Origin of the sequence: Devosia sp. (genome assembly GCF_036563435.1) — a bacterium.
In the GTDB taxonomy this organism is placed as follows: Bacteria; Pseudomonadota; Alphaproteobacteria; order Rhizobiales; family Devosiaceae; genus Devosia.
In genome coordinates this window covers 238,507-255,315 of sequence record NZ_DATCMJ010000012.1, presented here as the reverse complement: position 1 = coordinate 255,315, position 16,809 = coordinate 238,507, and the positions used below count along the sequence as shown (strand labels likewise).

The 16,809-nt window shown below is 62.5% G+C and carries 18 protein-coding genes; 14 read left to right on the top strand and 4 right to left on the bottom strand.

Going from position 1 to position 16,809, the window contains the following annotated elements; translation table 11 throughout:
* Positions 1-23: 23 nt before the first annotated feature.
* The 11 genes from VIL88_RS07240 to VIL88_RS07190 all read left to right on the top strand — a co-directional run bounded on the left by VIL88_RS07240 (position 24) and on the right by VIL88_RS07190 (position 12,112).
* Positions 24-1,634: an ABC transporter ATP-binding protein gene (locus VIL88_RS07240; protein ID WP_331987514.1), complete on the top strand. Its 1,611-nt coding sequence runs from the start codon at positions 24-26 to the stop codon at positions 1,632-1,634.
* Positions 1,631-2,761, top strand: a complete 1,131-nt coding sequence (locus VIL88_RS07235; protein WP_331987325.1) for an ABC transporter permease — start codon at positions 1,631-1,633, stop codon at positions 2,759-2,761. The genes VIL88_RS07240 and VIL88_RS07235 overlap by 4 nt, the downstream gene beginning before the upstream one ends.
* A gap of 3 nt (positions 2,762-2,764) precedes the next feature.
* Positions 2,765-3,730: an ABC transporter permease gene (locus VIL88_RS07230; protein WP_331987323.1), complete on the top strand. Its 966-nt coding sequence runs from the start codon at positions 2,765-2,767 to the stop codon at positions 3,728-3,730.
* 27 nt (positions 3,731-3,757) lie between these two features.
* Entirely contained in the window at positions 3,758-4,165 is a 408-nt protein-coding gene (locus VIL88_RS07225; RefSeq protein ID WP_331987322.1) for a cytidine deaminase, read from the top strand.
* 11 nt (positions 4,166-4,176) lie between these two features.
* Positions 4,177-4,971, top strand: a complete 795-nt coding sequence (locus VIL88_RS07220) for a purine-nucleoside phosphorylase (RefSeq protein ID WP_331987320.1) — start codon at positions 4,177-4,179, stop codon at positions 4,969-4,971.
* Positions 4,968-5,972, top strand: a complete 1,005-nt coding sequence (gene deoC, locus VIL88_RS07215; protein ID WP_331987319.1) for a deoxyribose-phosphate aldolase — start codon at positions 4,968-4,970, stop codon at positions 5,970-5,972. Before VIL88_RS07220 ends, deoC begins: the two co-directional genes overlap by 4 nt.
* A gap of 99 nt (positions 5,973-6,071) precedes the next feature.
* Positions 6,072-8,450, top strand: coding sequence for an aldehyde dehydrogenase family protein (locus VIL88_RS07210; RefSeq protein WP_331987317.1), 2,379 nt, complete (start codon positions 6,072-6,074; stop codon positions 8,448-8,450).
* Positions 8,451-8,531: 81 nt separating this feature from the next.
* Entirely contained in the window at positions 8,532-9,854 is a 1,323-nt protein-coding gene (gene deoA, locus VIL88_RS07205; protein WP_331987316.1) for a thymidine phosphorylase, read from the top strand.
* A gap of 3 nt (positions 9,855-9,857) precedes the next feature.
* Positions 9,858-11,075: a phosphopentomutase gene (locus VIL88_RS07200; RefSeq protein ID WP_331987314.1), complete on the top strand. Its 1,218-nt coding sequence runs from the start codon at positions 9,858-9,860 to the stop codon at positions 11,073-11,075.
* Positions 11,076-11,087: 12 nt separating this feature from the next.
* Positions 11,088-11,717, top strand: a complete 630-nt coding sequence (gene upp, locus VIL88_RS07195; RefSeq protein WP_331987313.1) for a uracil phosphoribosyltransferase — start codon at positions 11,088-11,090, stop codon at positions 11,715-11,717.
* The gene (locus VIL88_RS07190) at positions 11,717-12,112 is read left to right on the top strand and encodes a VOC family protein (RefSeq protein WP_331987311.1); all 396 of its coding nucleotides are present in this window, start codon (positions 11,717-11,719) and stop codon (positions 12,110-12,112) included. Before upp ends, VIL88_RS07190 begins: the two co-directional genes overlap by 1 nt.
* A gap of 119 nt (positions 12,113-12,231) precedes the next feature.
* On the opposite strand, the gene VIL88_RS07185 is transcribed toward VIL88_RS07190, so the two are convergent.
* From VIL88_RS07185 to VIL88_RS07170, 4 genes are all read right to left on the bottom strand, one after another.
* Positions 12,232-12,852 carry an HAD family phosphatase gene (locus VIL88_RS07185; protein WP_331987309.1) on the bottom strand — a complete coding sequence of 207 codons (621 nt, stop codon included), beginning with the start codon at positions 12,850-12,852 and terminating at the stop codon, positions 12,232-12,234.
* Positions 12,853-12,924: 72 nt separating this feature from the next.
* On the bottom strand, positions 12,925-13,488 hold the full coding sequence (locus VIL88_RS07180; protein WP_331987307.1) for a TadE/TadG family type IV pilus assembly protein: 564 nt from the start codon (positions 13,486-13,488) through the stop codon (positions 12,925-12,927).
* The gene (locus VIL88_RS07175; RefSeq protein WP_331987305.1) at positions 13,488-14,051 is read right to left on the bottom strand and encodes a TadE/TadG family type IV pilus assembly protein; all 564 of its coding nucleotides are present in this window, start codon (positions 14,049-14,051) and stop codon (positions 13,488-13,490) included. Before VIL88_RS07175 ends, VIL88_RS07180 begins: the two co-directional genes overlap by 1 nt.
* A gap of 98 nt (positions 14,052-14,149) precedes the next feature.
* Positions 14,150-14,590: a pilus assembly protein N-terminal domain-containing protein gene (locus tag VIL88_RS07170; RefSeq protein ID WP_331987303.1), complete on the bottom strand. Its 441-nt coding sequence runs from the start codon at positions 14,588-14,590 to the stop codon at positions 14,150-14,152.
* Positions 14,591-14,955: 365 nt separating this feature from the next.
* On the opposite strand from VIL88_RS07170, the gene VIL88_RS07165 reads away from it, so the two are divergent.
* The 3 genes from VIL88_RS07165 to cpaB all read left to right on the top strand — a co-directional run bounded on the left by VIL88_RS07165 (position 14,956) and on the right by cpaB (position 16,797).
* Positions 14,956-15,141 carry a Flp family type IVb pilin gene (locus VIL88_RS07165; protein WP_331987301.1) on the top strand — a complete coding sequence of 62 codons (186 nt, stop codon included), beginning with the start codon at positions 14,956-14,958 and terminating at the stop codon, positions 15,139-15,141.
* 100 nt (positions 15,142-15,241) lie between these two features.
* The gene (locus VIL88_RS07160; RefSeq protein WP_331987299.1) at positions 15,242-15,742 is read left to right on the top strand and encodes an A24 family peptidase; all 501 of its coding nucleotides are present in this window, start codon (positions 15,242-15,244) and stop codon (positions 15,740-15,742) included.
* A gap of 146 nt (positions 15,743-15,888) precedes the next feature.
* Positions 15,889-16,797 carry a Flp pilus assembly protein CpaB gene (gene cpaB, locus VIL88_RS07155; RefSeq protein WP_331987297.1) on the top strand — a complete coding sequence of 303 codons (909 nt, stop codon included), beginning with the start codon at positions 15,889-15,891 and terminating at the stop codon, positions 16,795-16,797.
* The last annotated feature ends 12 nt before the right edge of the window (positions 16,798-16,809 follow it).

Sequence of the window (16,809 nt, the reverse complement as noted above, 5' to 3'; positions counted from 1 at the left end):
CCTGTATGAGCCAAGACGGCACCATGAACCCGCAGCGGCCGGAAACGGCCGCTGCATCCGTCCAAGCCAGCGGCTGGGCGATCGAGCTTGAAAAGATCAACAAGCGGTTCGGCGCGGTTCACGCCAACAAGGACATCGACCTCAAGGTCGCGCGCGGCACCATCCACGGCATCGTGGGGGAGAACGGCGCCGGCAAGTCTACGCTCATGTCCATCCTTTATGGTTTTTACACTGCCGATAGCGGCACCATCCGCGTCAACGGCGCCGAGGTGTCCATCGCCGACAGCCGCCAGGCCCTGGCGCTGGGCATCGGCATGGTGCACCAGCACTTCATGCTGGTCGACAATTTCACCGTCCTCGAAAACGTGGTGCTCGGCGCCGAGGACTCCGGCCTCATCAAGCCCAGCCTCAACCGCGCCCGCAAGGAGCTCGACCGGCTCGAGCACGAGTATGACCTCGAAGTCGACCCCGACGCGACCATCGAAGACATTTCCGTCGGCCAGCAGCAGCGCGTAGAGATCCTGAAGGCCCTCTATCGCGGCGCCGAAACGCTGATCCTCGACGAGCCGACCGGCGTCCTCACGCCCAAGGAGGCCGACGACCTGTTCCGCGTACTTGAAACGCTGCGGGCACAGGGCAAGACGGTGATCCTGATCACCCACAAGCTGCGCGAGATCATGGCCATCACCGACAATGTCTCGGTGATGCGGCAGGGCGAGATGGTCGCGACCGTCAAGACCAGCGAGACCAGCCCCGAACAACTGGCGGAGCTCATGGTGGGGCGCCGCGTGCTCCTGCGGGTCGACAAGACTCCGGCAAAGCCCGGCAAGACCCTGCTAGAGGTGCAGAACCTCGTCGTTGCCGATGATCTGGGCGTCACCCGCGTCAAGGATGTGAGCTTTTCCATCCGCGCCGGCGAGATCGTGGGCATTGCCGGCGTGTCCGGCAATGGTCAAACCGAATTGCTGGAATCGATCACCGGCATGCGTGACCAGAAGTCGGGCACGGTGATCCTCAATGGCAAGCCCCTGTCGCTCGAGGGCGACGATGGCGCTGCCCGCGCCCGACTGGCCGGCCTGGCTCATGTTCCCGAAGATCGCCAGCGCATGGGCCTCGTCACGACGTTCCAGGAATGGGAAAACGCCATTCTGGGCTACCACGACAAGCCCGAATACGGCTCCGGCCCATTCCTTGACATCGGCGCGGCCAAGAAGGCAGCGCAGGCACATGTGAAGCTTTTCGACGTGCGCCCGGCCAACATAAACCTCAAGTCGTCGCTCTTTTCCGGCGGCAACCAGCAAAAGATCGTGCTGGCCCGTGAAATGGAGCAGGACCCGGACGTGCTGGTGATCGGCCAGCCGACACGCGGTGTCGACATCGGCGCCATCGAGTTCATCCATAACGAGATCATCAAGATGCGCGACGAGGGCAAGGCCATCCTCCTCGTCTCAGTCGAGCTCGATGAAATCCGCTCGCTCGCCGACCGCATCTTGGTGATGTTCGACGGCGTCATCGTGGGCGAAGTCGACCCTGCAACCGCTACGGAGGGCGAACTGGGCCTTATGATGGCCGGCATCAACAACAAGGCCGCCCCACGCGGGCTAGGCATTGCCGAACAGGGACCCCTCCCATGAGCGCCCGCAGACCTATTCCGCGCTGGGCCGATGTGGCCCTGCTGCCGGCCATCAACCTCCTCCTAGCCTTCCTGGTCTCGGGCCTCGTTGTGCTGCTGGTGGGGCAGAACCCGTTCCATGCTATTCAGGTCATCCTGTATGGTGCCTTCGGCTATGGCGACGGGCTGGGCTATACGCTCTATTACGCCACCAACTTCATTTTCACCGGCCTCGCCGTGGCGGTGGCCGCGCATGCCGGGCTCTTCAACATCGGTGGCGACGGGCAGGCCTATGTTGCCGGGCTTGGCGCCATTGTGGTGGCGCTGGCGCTGGACCAGACACACTGGCTCCTGGCCATGCCGCTGGCGATTCTCGCCGCGGCTGCCGTAGGGGGTTTCTGGGCCTTCGTGCCGGGATGGCTGCAGGCCAAGCGCGGCTCGCACGTCGTCATCACCACCATCATGTTCAACTTCATTGCTTCGGCGCTGATGGTCTACATGGTCAACCGGGTGCTCAAGCCCGCCACCACCATGGCGCCGGAGTCGGAAACCATCGATCTAGCCGGCCGGGTGCCGCAGTTGCGGCAGTTTCTGAGCTTCTTCGGCTATTCGCCGGTCAACCTGTCCCTGGTAATCGCGGTGCTGGCGCTGGTCGGGGTCTATATCCTCGTCTGGCACACCAAGTTTGGCTATGCCATGCGCGTGCTGGGCGCCAACCCCACTGCCTCGCGCTATGCCGGCATCTCCAATTCCAAGATGATCATGATCACCATGACCATCTCCGGCGCGCTCGCCGGCATGGTGGCGATCAACGAAGTCATGGGCGTGCAGAACCGGCTGGTGCTCGATTACGTGGCCGGCGCCGGCTTTGTGGGCATCGCCGTGGCGCTCATGGGCCGCAACCATCCCATCGGCATTGCGCTGGCGGCGCTGCTGTTTGGCGCGCTCTACCAGGGCGGGCAGGAGCTGCAATTTGTTATCCCGGGTATTACCCGCGAGATGATCGTGGTGATCCAGGCTCTAGTGATCCTCTTCACCGGCGCCATGGAAGGGCTGTTCCGGCCATCGCTGGAACGGGCCTTCATGCTGATGACGCCCGAGGCCAAGACCGAGGCCATTGCGGTATCCACTGCCAAGGGGGAGAGCTGATCCATGGATTTGGCTTCCATTCTCTCCATCCTTGACGCCACCATCCGCCTGTCCACCCCGCTCTTGCTCGCCTGCCTGGCTGGCCTCTATTCCGAGCGGGCTGGCCTGTTCGACATCGGGCTCGAGGGCAAGATGCTGGCCGCCGCTTTTGCGGCAGGTGCGGTGGCGGCCATTACCGGTTCGGCCTGGCTGGGCCTGCTGGCCGGCATGGCTGTTTCGCTCGGTACCTCGCTGCTCCAGGGCGCTGCGGCCATCACGCTCAAGGGCAACCAGTTGATTGCCGGCGTTGCCATCAACATGCTGGCGGCCGGGCTGACCACCTTTCTGGGGCAGACCTGGTTTTCGCAGGGTGGGCGTACGCCGCCGCTCGGACCCGGCGGACGCTTTGAGCCCATCACCCTGCCATTCGCCAGCGAACTGGCGGGCGTGCCGATCATCGGCCCCATCTATGCCGACCTGATCTCGGGCCACTATGTGCTGGTCTATATCGCCTTCATCATGGTCGCGGTCACCGCCTATGTGCTTTACCGCACGCGCTTTGGCCTTCGCATGCGGGCCGTGGGTGAGAATCCCAAGGCGGTCGACACGGCGGGTATTTCGGTGGTGCGGCTGCGCTACCAGGCGGTGATCATTACCGGACTGCTTGCCGGCCTTGCCGGCGCCTACTTTTCCATCGCGCAGGGCTCCGGCTTTGGCAACAACATGACGGCCGGCAAGGGCTATATCGCCCTGGCGGCCCTGATCTTTGCCAAGTGGAAGCCCGTACCCGCCATGTTCACCTGCCTGCTGTTCGGCTTCCTCGATGCGCTGCAGATCCGGCTTCAGGGCGCCGAACTCGGTGGGGTGGAGATCCCTGTTCAGGCCATCCAGGCGCTGCCCTATGTGCTGACGGTCATTCTTCTGGCCGGTTTTATCGGCAAGGCTGTCGGACCCAAGGCAGGCGGCGTGCCCTATACCAAGGAGCGCTAGCTGCTAGCTGGCGCACGAGGACGTAACATGATCAAGCCATCCGACCAGGCGCTCTTCGAGGCCGCCGAAGCTGTTCGCGCCAAGGCCTATGCACCCTATTCCAACTTCCAGGTGGGGGCGGCGATCCTGGCTGACGATGGCAACATCTATAGCGGCTGCAATGTGGAGAATGCCGCGTATCCGGTGGGCAATTGCGCCGAACCCAGCGCCATTGCCGCCATGCTGGCCGGTGGCGGCAAGCGCATTCGGCGGATCTATGTGACCGGTCCGGGCAGCACACCGGTCACCCCCTGTGGCGGCTGCCGCCAGCGAATCCGCGAATTCGCCGATCCCGACGTCGAGGTGATCTCGCACGGCGTGGACGGCGAGCCGCTCGTGCAGACGCTCGAACAGCTGCTTCCGCATAGCTTCGGCCCCGAATTCCTGGGCAGATAAAGGCACCTATGATGACCAAGGCCAGCAAGACCATTCACAAGATCGCCGGCAAGGAGCCGATTGCCGCTGCGGTTGTTCTGGGCTCCGGTCTGTCGGCCATCGGCGATCTCATTCACGACAAGGTCACCATTCCCTATTCCGAGCTCAAGGGTTTTCCCGGGGGCGGCGTGTCCGGGCATGGCCGCGACCTCCTGATCGGCAACCTGGGCGGCAAGCGCATCGCGGTCCTCACCGGCAGGGAACACTATTATGAGCACGGCAATGCCGCAGCCATGCGGCCGGCATTGGAAGCAATGGCGGACCTTGGCGCGCAGACGCTGCTGCTTACCAATTCGGCTGGATCGCTGGACGAGCGCTTCCGCCCTGGCGACCTGATGATGCTTTCGGACCACATCAACTATGCCGGCATGAACCCGCTGATCGGCGAGCCGACCGACCGGCGCTTCGTCAACATGGTCGATTGCTACGCCCCCGACCTCCGCGCCAAGGCGCGGGCCCTGGCCGAGCGGCTCGACATCCGCATCGGGGAGGGCATCTACCTCTGGTATTCCGGCCCGAGCTTCGAAACGGTGGCCGAGATCCAGATGGCCATCCGCCTCGGCGCCAACGCCGTGGGCATGTCGACGGCACCCGAAGTCATTCTCGGGCGTTTCCTTGGCATGAAAGTCTGGGCCTGCTCGTCCATAACCAATATGGGCGCTGGGCTTTCGACCGAAAACATCAGCCATGAGCACACCAAGACCATGGCTGTGCAGGGCGCGGACAAGCTCAAGAAGCTCATTCCCGCGCTGGTGGAGGAGCTATGAGCCTGCGCGTTATCGACAAGACGCCTACAAGTAACCCGCCCGCCGAAACGCCCCACAAGCGTAATCCCGGCTTTCGGCTCGATCTCGACTGGGTCGGCCGCGTCCGCATGAACCGCTCGGCGCTCGAGCGCCGCGCCTCGACCATCGGCGCGCGGCGCACGGTGAAAAAGGACTATCAGCTGGCGTGGCTGCTGAAAGCCATCACGCTGATTGATCTGACAACGCTCAACGCTGATGATACCGACGGGCGCGTCGAACGCCTCTGCGCCAAGGCGCGTCATCCCCTGCGGCAGGACCTTCTGGACCGGCTAGACGTCGGTGACCTGCGCATCCTGCCGGGCGCGGTCTGCGTCTATCACAGCTTTGTCCACACGGCGGTCAAGGCGCTCAAGGGCACCGGCATCCCTGTTGCCGCCGTTTCCACCGCCTTTCCGCATGGCCTCGCGCCGGTGGAAACCAAGATCCGCGAGATCGAGCTCTCGGTTGCCGATGGTGCCGAGGAGATCGACATCGTCATCGAGCGCGGCATGGTCCTGCGCGGCGACTGGCAGGCGCTCTACGATCAGGTCCGCGCCTTCCGCAAGGCCTGCGGCGACGCCCATATCAAGACCATCCTGGGTACCGGCGAGTTGGCCACCCAGACCAACATCGCCAAGGCCTCGCTGGTCTGCATGCTGGCGGGTGCCGACTTCATCAAGACCTCGACCGGCAAGGAAAAGGTCAACGCCAATCTGGTCACCTCACTGACCATGATCCGCATGATCCGCTGGTTCGCCGAGGAAACGGGCATCGAGATCGGCTACAAGCCTGCCGGCGGCATCGCGACTGCCGGCGATGCGCTCAAATACATGGCGCTGATGAAGGAGGAACTGGGCACCCATTGGCTGCAGCCCCATCTGTTCCGCTTTGGCGCCTCGTCGCTCCTGACCGATATCGAACGGCAGCTGGAACACGGGCTGACCGGGCATTATGCGGCGGATTATCGTCAGCCCATGGTTTGACGACTTTGCGCCACGGCGTCATTCCCGCCTACGCGGGAATGACGCGGTGAATAGAACGCGAATGACGCGGTGGTCCAGGACCTCGCGGGAGGATCTGAAATGAACAAGATCGCGCAAATCTTCGATACGCTCGACTACGGCGCCGCGCCCGAGGCGCCAGACCAGGCCTATGCCTGGCTGGACTCCCATGACCGGCAATTCGGCCACTTCATTGCGGGCGAATGGACAGCCCCGGGCAAGACCTTCTCCTCCGACAACCCGGCCACCGGCCAGTCGCTGGCGCAGATCACCGACGGCACGGCCGAGGATGTGGACGCCGCGGTCCGCGCGGCGCGGGCGGCCTTTGGCTCCTGGAGCGCGCTTTCGGGCTACGAGCGCGCCAAATACCTCTATGCCATTGCGCGCGCCGTGCAGAAGCATGCGCGGCTGTTTGCCGTGCTGGAATCGCTCGACAACGGCAAGCCCATTCGCGAGTCGCGCGATATCGACATCCCGCTCGTCGCCCGCCACTTCTACCACCATGCCGGCTGGGCACAGCATCTGGCACGCGAGTTTCCCGACCATGTCCCCTATGGCGTTTGCGGCCAGATCATCCCGTGGAACTTCCCGCTGCTGATGCTGGCCTGGAAGATCGCGCCGGCGCTGGCGGCAGGCAACACCGTGGTGCTCAAGCCTGCTGAATTCACCTCGCTGACGGCGCTGCTCTTTGCCGAAATCTGCGGCCGAATTGGCCTGCCCAAGGGCGTGGTCAACATCGTCACCGGGCAGGGCGAGACTGGTGCTGCCATCACGGCGCATCCCGGTATCGACAAGATCGCCTTTACCGGCTCGACGGAAGTGGGCAAGCTGATCCGCGCGGCAACTTCGGGCACCGGCAAGGGCCTGTCGCTCGAGCTGGGCGGCAAGTCGCCCTATATCGTCTTTGAAGACGCTGACATCGACTCGGCGATCGAAGGCCTGGTTGACGCCATCTGGTTCAACCAGGGCCAGGTCTGCTGCGCCGGGTCCCGCCTTCTCGTGCAGGAGAGCATCGAAGAACGGTTCCTCGCCAAGCTCAAGACGCGCATGAAGACCTTGCGTGTCGGCGATCCGCTCGACAAGTCGGTCGATATCGGCGCCATGATCGCGCCGGTGCAGGTGGAACGCATCCGCGACCTGATGCAGCGGGGCGCGGCCGAAGGTGCGGTAGTCTATGAGCCGGACAACATGACCTTGCCGGGCGCTGGCTGCTTCCTCAAGCCCGCGCTCGTCACCAATGTCTCGCCCGCCAATACGCTGGTCGCGGAAGAAATCTTCGGCCCTGTCCTCGTCGCCATGAGCTTCCGCACGCCGGAAGAAGCGGTGGCCCTGGCCAACAACACCAAATATGGGCTCGCGGCCACGGTCTGGAGCGAGAACATCAACCTTGCGCTTGACATTGCGCCCAAGCTCAAGGCGGGCGTGGTCTGGATCAACGGCACCAATAATTTCGACGCGGCAGTAGGCTTCGGCGGCTACAAGGAGTCTGGCTTCGGACGCGAAGGCGGCCGCGAGGGCATGGTCAGCTATCTCAAGCCACGGTGGGAGAAGGACCTGAAGCCGCTCTCCAGCGTAGAACTCGCTCCGGCCCAGCGGAGCGAACAAGCCAATCCCCTGGACGCGGCTCCCCTGGACCGGACCGCCAAGATGTATATCGGCGGCAAGCAGGTCCGCCCCGACAGCGCCTATACCCGCGCCGTCGTCGGCTCCTCCGGCGCGACCGTGGGAGAGGTAGGCGAGGGCAACCGCAAGGATATCCGCAACGCCGTTGAGGCTGCGCGGGCGGCGCTCGGCTGGTCAAGCACCGCGGCCCATTCCCGGGCGCAGATCCTCTACTTCCTGGCCGAGAACCTCGACTACCGGCGCGCCGAGTTCGCCCGCCGCATCGAGGCGCAAACGGGTCATGACGGAGCCGAGGAAGTTGCCCTTTCTGTGGAGCGGCTCTTTGCATTCGCCGGCTGCGCGGACAAGTATGATGGCGCCATCCACAATCCGCCCTCGCGCGCAGTCGCTGCCGCCATGGTCGAGCCTCTGGGCGTCCTCGGCATAGTGGCGGCGCCGTCACGCCCGCTGCTGGGTTCCGTCGCGCTCCTCGCGCCCGCACTGGCCATGGGCAACACGGTTGTGCTGGTCCCGTCCAGCGTATCGCCGCTCAGCGTCACCGACCTTTACCAAGTCATCGAAACCTCGGACGTGCCCTCGGGCGTGATCAACATCGTAACCGGCGACAGCGTGGCCTTGGCCAAGACCCTGGCCGAGCACGACGGCGTTGACGGTCTCTGGTTCGCAGGTAGCGCCGAAGCCTCGGCAATGGTCGAAAAAACCTCTGTTGGCAACCTCAAGCAGACCTGGACCACGCGCGGCCTCGACTACGATCTCGCCGACCGGCGCTTCGAGGGCGATTACTTCCTGGCGAAGGCCACCCAGGTCAAGAATGTCTGGATCCCCTACGGGGCTTGAGGCTCCAGCACACATGGTGTTGCCCCAGCGTGGGCCGGGGTGACACTGTGGGCGGGTCCTGGCAACAACAGAAAGCCCTCCATGGTCTTCCTCCCGCAAGAAGTCATTCTCAAGAAGCGGAACGGCGAGCCGCTCTCCCGGCAGGAGATCGCACAATTCATCGGCGGTTTTGCTGCGGGCACGGTGTCCCATGCCCAGGCGGCGGCCTTTGCCATGGCGGTCTACTTCCAGAACATGAGCATGGACGAGCGGGTGGCGCTGACGCTTGCCATGCGCGATAGCGGCACGGTGCTGGACTGGTCCGGCCTTGATGGTCCGGTCGCGGACAAGCATTCGACGGGAGGCGTGGGCGATAATGTCTCCTTGATGCTGGCGCCGATCCTCGCGGCTATCGGCATCTACGTGCCCATGATTTCCGGGCGTGGGCTGGGCCATACTGGTGGCACGCTCGACAAGTTCGACGCCATTCCCGGCTACCAGACCAGTCCTGACCTGGCGCTGTTCCGCAAGGCGGTGCGGGAGGCCGGCTGCGCCATTATCGGCCAGACCGCGGATCTGGCGCCTGCAGACAAGACGCTCTATGCCATCCGCGACGTGACCGGGACGGTGGAATCCATTCCGCTGATCACCGCCTCCATCCTGTCCAAGAAACTGGCCGCAGGGCTTGGCGCGCTGGTCCTCGACGTCAAGACCGGCTCCGGCGCCTTTATGCCCACTCCCGAGAAATCGCGCGAACTTGCTGAAAGCCTGGTGGCCGTCGCCAATGGTGCGGGGCTCAGGACTAGCGCCCTCGTTACCGACATGAATGAACCTCTCGCCAGTGCCGCCGGGAATGGTTTGGAGATCCGCAACGCCGTGGACTTCCTCACGGGCCGCCACCAGGATGTGCGCCTGCGCGAGGTTACCCTGGCCTTGTGCGCGGAGATCGCGCTGATGGCCGGCAAGGCAGACGATGCCGAGGCGGCACGTCTTCTCGTTGCCGAAGCGCTCGACAGCGGACGCGCCAGCGAACATTTCGGTCGCATGGTCGCGGCACTCGGCGGCCCTGCCGACTTCATCGCCAATATGGATGGGTACCTCGCCCCGGCGCCTATCATCCGCGACGTCTATGCTGTGGGGGAGGGGACGATCGTCGCTATCGACACGCGCGGCGTTGGTATGGCCGTAGTCGCCCTGGGCGGCGGACGGGCGATGCCGACCGACAGCATCGATCCTCGAGTCGGTTTCGATCGCCTGCTTGGACTGGGCGCCAAGGCGGACGCCCAGACGCCCATCGCGCGTATCCACGCTGCCGACGAAGCTGCTGCCGCCGAAGCCGAAACGCGGCTGCAGTCCGCCTATCGCCTCGGCGACGCGCCCCCCAAACATCCGCTGATCGTCGAGCGCATTCACCCCAGGGAGTAACCCATGCCACGTGCCATTCTTTGCATTCTCGACAGCGTCGGCATCGGCGGAGCGCCCGACGCCCAGCTTTATGGCGACGTCGGCGCCAACACCGTCGGTCACATCGCCGAGTGGGCCGCTGCTGGCCGGGCAGATCGCGACGGCCTCCGCTCCGGCCCCCTTCGCCTGCCTAACCTCGATGCGCTCGGCATGGGTGCCGCCATAACGCTCTCCACCGGCGCGCTGCCACCAGGCATGTCCGCCACACCGAAAGGCGGACGCTTCGGCGTGGGACGTGAGGTCTCCAAGGGCAAGGATACGCCCTCCGGACACTGGGAGATTGCCGGCGTTCCTGTTCCCTTCGACTGGGGCTATTTCCCTCAGTCGGACCCGACTTTCCCGGCCGAACTGATCGCCGAATTCGTCCAACGGGCGAACCTGCCCGGCATTCTCGGCAACAAGCATGCGTCGGGTACAGATATCATCGCCGCCCTGGGCGAGGAGTCGATCCGCACCGGCAAGCCCATTTGCTACACCTCGATCGACTCCGTGTTCCAGATCGCGGCGCACGAAACGCATTTTGGATTGGAGCGGCTCTACGAGATTTGCCAGATCGCCTTTGAACTGACGGCGCCGCTCCAGATCGGCCGCGTCATTGCGCGCCCCTTTGTGGGTAAGGATGCGACGAGCTTCAAGCGGACCGGCAATCGCCGCGACTTCGCCATCGCTCCCCCCGAGCCCACTTTGCTCGACCGCAACCAGGCGGCAGGCAACCAGGTCTATGCCATCGGCAAGATATCCGACATCTATGCCGGCCACGGGGTCACCCATAAGCTCAAGGGCACCGGACTGCCGCAGCTTTTCGACAAGACGCTGGACGCCATGGAAATGGCTGATGATAACGCCTTCATCATGACCAACTTCGTTGATTTCGACAGCGAGTATGGCCATCGCCGCGACGTGCCGGGCTATGCCGCGGCGCTCGAATATTTCGACTCCCGCGTGCCCGAACTGATCAGCAAGCTGCGCCACGACGACCTACTTGTCTTAACTGCCGATCATGGCAACGATCCAACCTGGACCGGCACGGACCATACGCGCGAGCAGGTGCCGATCCTGGTCTTTTCCCCAGCCCTGCCACCGGGAGAGATTGGCATTCGCCACACCTTCGCTGATATAGGTGAAAGCATAGCCCACTGGCTTGGCCTCGCGCTCGGCCGCCACGGCAAGTCATTCCTTTAGAGAGGTGATCCTATGAGCAGCGTAACCGTCATCGATCACCCGCTGATCCAGCACAAGCTGACCATCATGCGCAACAAGGAGACCTCGATCGCCGGCTTCCGGCGCCTGCTGCGCGAGATCGCGCACCTCATGTGCTACGAGGTCACGCGCGATCTCGAGCTCGAAATGATCCCGATCGAGACGCCGATGGCGGAGATGAATTCGCCTGCCATCAAGGGCAAGAAACTGGTTTTCGCCTCCATTTTGCGGGCCGGCAACGGACTGCTGGACGGCATGCTCGACCTAGTCCCGGCGGCACGCGTTGCCCATATCGGTATCTACCGTGATCATGAGACGCTGGAGCCGGTGGAATACTACTTCAAGGCGCCCTCGAACCTCGAAGACCGCCTGATCATCGTTGTCGATCCGATGCTGGCCACGGCCAACTCTGCGACGGCTGCGATCGACAAGCTCAAGGAACGCGGCGCCAACAACATCCGCTTCCTCTGCCTCCTGGCAGCACCCGAGGGCATAGAGCGCTTCAACAAGGCGCACCCAGACGTCCCCGTCTTCACCGCCTCGGTCGACAGCCACCTCAACGAGAAGGGCTACATCATTCCCGGCCTCGGCGATGCGGGCGACCGCATGTACGGGACCAAGTAATGGCCAAGCTGGTCCACAGCATGATCCGCGTGCTAGACGAAGCACGCTCGGTTCGGTTCTACGAACAGGCGTTCGGGCTGCGTGTCGTCGACCGGCTTGATTTTGAGACCTTCACGCTCATCTACATGGCGGCGGAAGAGAGTGACTTTGAACTCGAACTGACAATCAACAAGGGTCGCACCGAACCCTATCAGCTCGGCGACGGCTATGGTCACCTGGCGGTGGTGGTGGACGATGTCGAGGCCGAACACGCCCGCTTTAGCGCCGAAGGGCTAAGCGTCGGCAAGCTGGTGGACTTCAAGAACGGCGACGCTCCTGTCGCCCGGTTCTTTTTCGCGACCGATCCGGACGGTTACAAGATCGAGGTCATCCAGAAGGGTGGGCGGTTCAGGTAGTGCGCCGTCAACCACCGGTTGTCATCCTCGAGCCTGAACCGCGGGCGGTTCAGTTTCCTCATGCGGCAGTGGTGTAGAGCCCTCGGGTTAAGCCCGAGGGTGACGATCTGGTATGGGGCCTACTTGGCTTTGAGCGGCAGCCCCAGCGCGATCAACTCTGCTCTCGTCTGGGCCGGGTCCTTGAAGTGGATACCGTGCATGCCAAATTTGCGCGCCGAGCTGATGTTGGGCTCGCTGTCATCGATGAAGACGCAGGAATCGGGTGCCAAGCCATAGCGCTCGCAGAAGACGCGGTAGATGCGTGGATCAGGCTTGACCATGCCTTCCAGGCCCGAAACGATCACGCCATCGAACTTTTCGAGGAACGGCCATTCGGGCAGGCAGCTCACCCACTTCTCCCAAGAGAAGTTGGTGATGGCGAAAGTGGGAATATCCTGCTCGATCAGTTCGTTGTGGATGTCAATCGTGCCCTGGATGAAATCACCCAGGGTCTCCTTCCAGCGCAGGTCGAAAGCCTGGATTTCGCGCCAGTAGCGCGGGAAGCGGGTGATCAGCTTGGCCACGCCCTCGGCATAGATTTCGCCGGCATCGAATTCGAGGTTCCAGTCGCCCGTGCAGATCGTCTGATGGAACCAGAGCGCATCCTCCTCGTTGTCGAAGAGCTTGCGGAACAGATACATCGGGTTCCAGTCGACGAAGACGCCGCCAAGATCGAACACAGGAACAAGCGTATCAGTCATGGTCTAGCCGCCGGCATATGGAAGGGTGAGCGGCTTGTGGCATGGGTCCGGGGCCGGCGCAAGCAGAGCCGGCTACTTGACCTCGATCTTGGTGCCGAAGCGCGGCATGAAGAAATTCTGCCGGTAGAGACCAATGGGTTGCGTATAGACGAAGCCGGACAGCGGCGTGAAAGTGTAGCTTGCCTCCGCAACGACGACGAACTTGCCCTTGGCTATGTTGATCATTTCAGCAGGCACTAGAGGCGCATAGTTCGTCTTGGTGCTCAGCTTGTTGCCGGCATATTCATAAGACCAGATGACGACCGTGGACCCGTCCGCCTTGACCTCGACCTGCGTCACCACCTGCTTGAGGTCCCCGATCGGGTAAGGGGTCATGATACCGGCCGAGGCCTTGAAATAGTCGGTTAGCCAGAAGGTTTCGAGTTTGCCGTTGGTGCGCGCCACAAGGTCGCCTATCGAACCAGCGACCGATTGGACGCGGCGGTCCATGGAGATCATGGTGCTGCCTTCCACCGATCCCACATAGACGGTCAGCATGATCGGCAAGATCAGCGCGAACTCGATTGCGGCGGCACCCTGCTGTGCCAGCCACAGTGTGCGCAAATGGGAGAGGAGCTTCAGGTAGATGGCGCGCATCAGAACGGCTCGTTGCGAAATACGGTCGCGCTGCCAAGTACACGCGAACCGTTCGAGAGATTGGCGAGAGTGAAGCCACCAAAATTGAGAATGACCGGCCAGCGGTAGTAGACCTGCGCCACCATGATTGCCGACGTGCTGCCGGTGTCTACAGCTTCGTTGCGGGTCCATTTTTCGCATTCCACCGCCGTCTTGCACGCATAGTCGACGGGTGGGGTGATGTTGGCCGCACTGAAGGTGCCCAGAGGCTGCACTTCCACATGAAGCTTGCTGCAGTCGAACAGGCCATAGAGCCCGTCGCAGACGCTGGTCTTGAACGTCTCTACCGTGGTCGTGCGGACCTGCCCGGTTCGCACCAGGCGGCTGGCATCATGAACGGCGCTGTCGAGAACCTGGCTGGAGAGGAAAACCACCGCTGTTTCAAGGATCGCACCGATGATCAGAAAGAACACGGGGGCCAGAAGACCGACTTCAACCGCGGTGGCGCCGAGGTCGTCGCGAAGGAAGCCGCGCCTGCGCTGCCGCAATGCCCGTCCGATCAGCGATGTGCGTGCAAAAGCCATGGCCGCGCCCAGTTTCCGGCGCTCAGACTAGGCGGCCTTGCCTAACTGTCCGTTAGGATAGCCTGCCGAATGCTGTTTGAGTTAACCGGACGTGACCGTCAGTTGCCCAGCGTCTGGATCATCTGCGCCGAGGCAATGGCTTCCGAGGAGAAGGCGGTGTCATCGCCCATCATGACCACGGATTGGCAGACGGGTGCACAGGCCAGGCTGGTACGCGCCTGGCCCTGGTAGACGGTAACGGCTCCCGCCTGCATCTGCACCACTTCGATCAGTGTATCGGCCACTGGATTGCCGGCACTGTCGAGCACAATGAGATTGGTTTGGCCGTAGCTTTTTCCGGTCAGGATAAGCGTTTGCGGGTCCTGGATGGTGACGTCGGCGATGCCGGGATTGCCCACGATCACGGTGGCGGCAGCCCCGCTGATGCGCAGCACGCGGGCCATGTTCACGTTGACGTCGATCGGTGCGCCGTCGACGGCATAGGCGGAGGATGCCAGCGATACGCCAAGTGCAAGAGCAGCAGCAAACATTTTACGCATGAGGGCGATCCGGTACGCGATACTTCACCGCGCAGCTTGGACAAGAATGGTTTACAATTGCCAAATGTGGCGGATTATCTCTGCCCGGCTAAGTTGGGTGGGAAGCTTCGATTGCATTGACCAAGCGTGAAGTGCTTGAGGTTGTTTGCAGTGTCAGTTTGAGTAGGGGAAGTTGTTCGCTCCGGAGAAACTCGTTGGTATTTGAGTTGTCGCATTAACTGCATGATAAACATACCGAATTCTTCGGCCCAATGCTTGCGGTAATTAACTCCTTGGCAAGACGCCGCCCAGTAACTTCGCTCCTGTTCGATGTATCACGTGTCGAACGATGAACGTCACGAGCTGACGTAAAATGGAGTTGGGGAATGAACATCTTCGCACGCTTTGCGCAGGACGAGTCCGGCGCGACCGCAATTGAATACGGCCTGATCGCCGCTCTGATCGCCGTTGGCATCATCGTTGCTGCAACCACTCTCGGTGGCAGCTTGAGCGGCCTGTTTGATGGCATCAGTGACAGGCTTGATCTCGAAGCGGCCAATACTGCTCAGTAACGTCATTATTGCACGGAGGGGGGCCGTATGGCCCCCTCATTTGCGCTTTCTTAAAGCGGCTTGGGCATGATCGTGGCGTTTGAGACCACGAGGCAGATCGATGTCCACTTTGGCAATGCTGATTTTCCCTTTGGGAATGGCCTTCGCCGCGTCGTCCGATCTATTGACCATGCGCATTTCCAACAAGCTGGTCCTGCTTCTGGTCGCCGGCTTTTTCGGGCTCGCGCTCATAATAAACCTTCCGCTTCAACAGCTTGGCATGCATGTGCTGTGCGCCTTTGCGGTATTGGCCGCGGGCTTTGCCATGTTCGCGCTGCGCTGGATCGGGGGCGGGGATGCCAAGCTGGCGGCGGCGACAACGCTGTGGCTTGGCTTTGGTCTGACCTTGCCCTACCTGGTTTATGCCGGGCTTCTGGGCGGGGCGCTTACTTTGTCCGTATTGGCCCTGAGAGCCATGCCGCTCAATCCGGTGATCACGCGCTTTGCCTGGCTGGAGCGATTGCATGACCGCAAGCAGGGGGTGCCCTATGGCATTGCGCTGGCAATCGCGGGCATGCTTGTCTATGCGGACTCCAGCATTTTCCAGCGGCTGACGGCTTAGCTTCTGCGCCCGATATGCTGTCAATTGGCTAACCTTTTGTTAACCGCACGCGCAAAGCTCCGGTTAACCAAACTTTGACCCTTTGGCCTCACACTTCAACCCGGTGGAATTGGGCTCGTTGTGCCCGCGTACAGCCGGAGTAAGTCATGAAGCCCGCGCGTATCATCTTGCTGATCGTGGCGATCGTTGCCGGTGGTCTGGCGGCCTTCCTGGTCACGCGCGGCGGCTCTGCGCCCACCACGATTACCCAGACTGAAGTCATCGAGGAGGCCAAGGCGCAGGTTCTCGTCGCGCGGACCCCGATCGGCATGGGCGAGCGGCTCACGCCAGACATGGTGGCGTGGCAGGATTGGCCCGAAGGCGCGCTGCGCAGCGAATATGTCACCAGCTCGGCCATGCCAGATGCGCCCGCGGCGCTAACTGGCGCGGTTGCTCGCTTCGAGTTTTTTCCGGGCGAACCCATCCGTGAAGCCAAGCTGGTACGCTCCGAACAAGGCTACCTTTCGGCAGTTTTGTCGGAAGGGATGCGCGGTGTCTCGGTGAACGTTACGCCAGCCTCCAGCGCGGGCGGCTTTGTTGTACCCAATGATCATGTCGACGTTCTTTTGACCACGGGCAGCGGCGCTGCGCAGCAATCGCAACTTATCCTCTCTAACGTTCGGGTCCTCGCCATTGGCCAGCGCCTTGGCGAACTCGGCGTCACCGGCGGCGGCGAAAATCCCGGTGCCGCAGAGACAACGCCGGCTACCTTTACCGACGCTACTATCGCGACCCTTGAACTCACCCCGGGGCAGGCTGAAACGCTCGTCAACGCCTCTACGGCTGGCCAACTAAGCCTCACCCTGCGTTCGGTGGTAGACTTCAACAACCCGGTGACTGCTGACGCTTCAGGCTCCAAGACCGTGCGACTGATCCGCTTCGGCAAGGAACAGGCCGTGCAAGCGGGATCTGTCTCTTCCGATCAGCAGGCAATTGTGAACACGCCTGTGAGCGTGACCCCAGCGGCAGCGCCGCAGACCATGCCTCCCATCGACCCCGCCTCGGTGCCCATGTAGGGCGGAGATGAC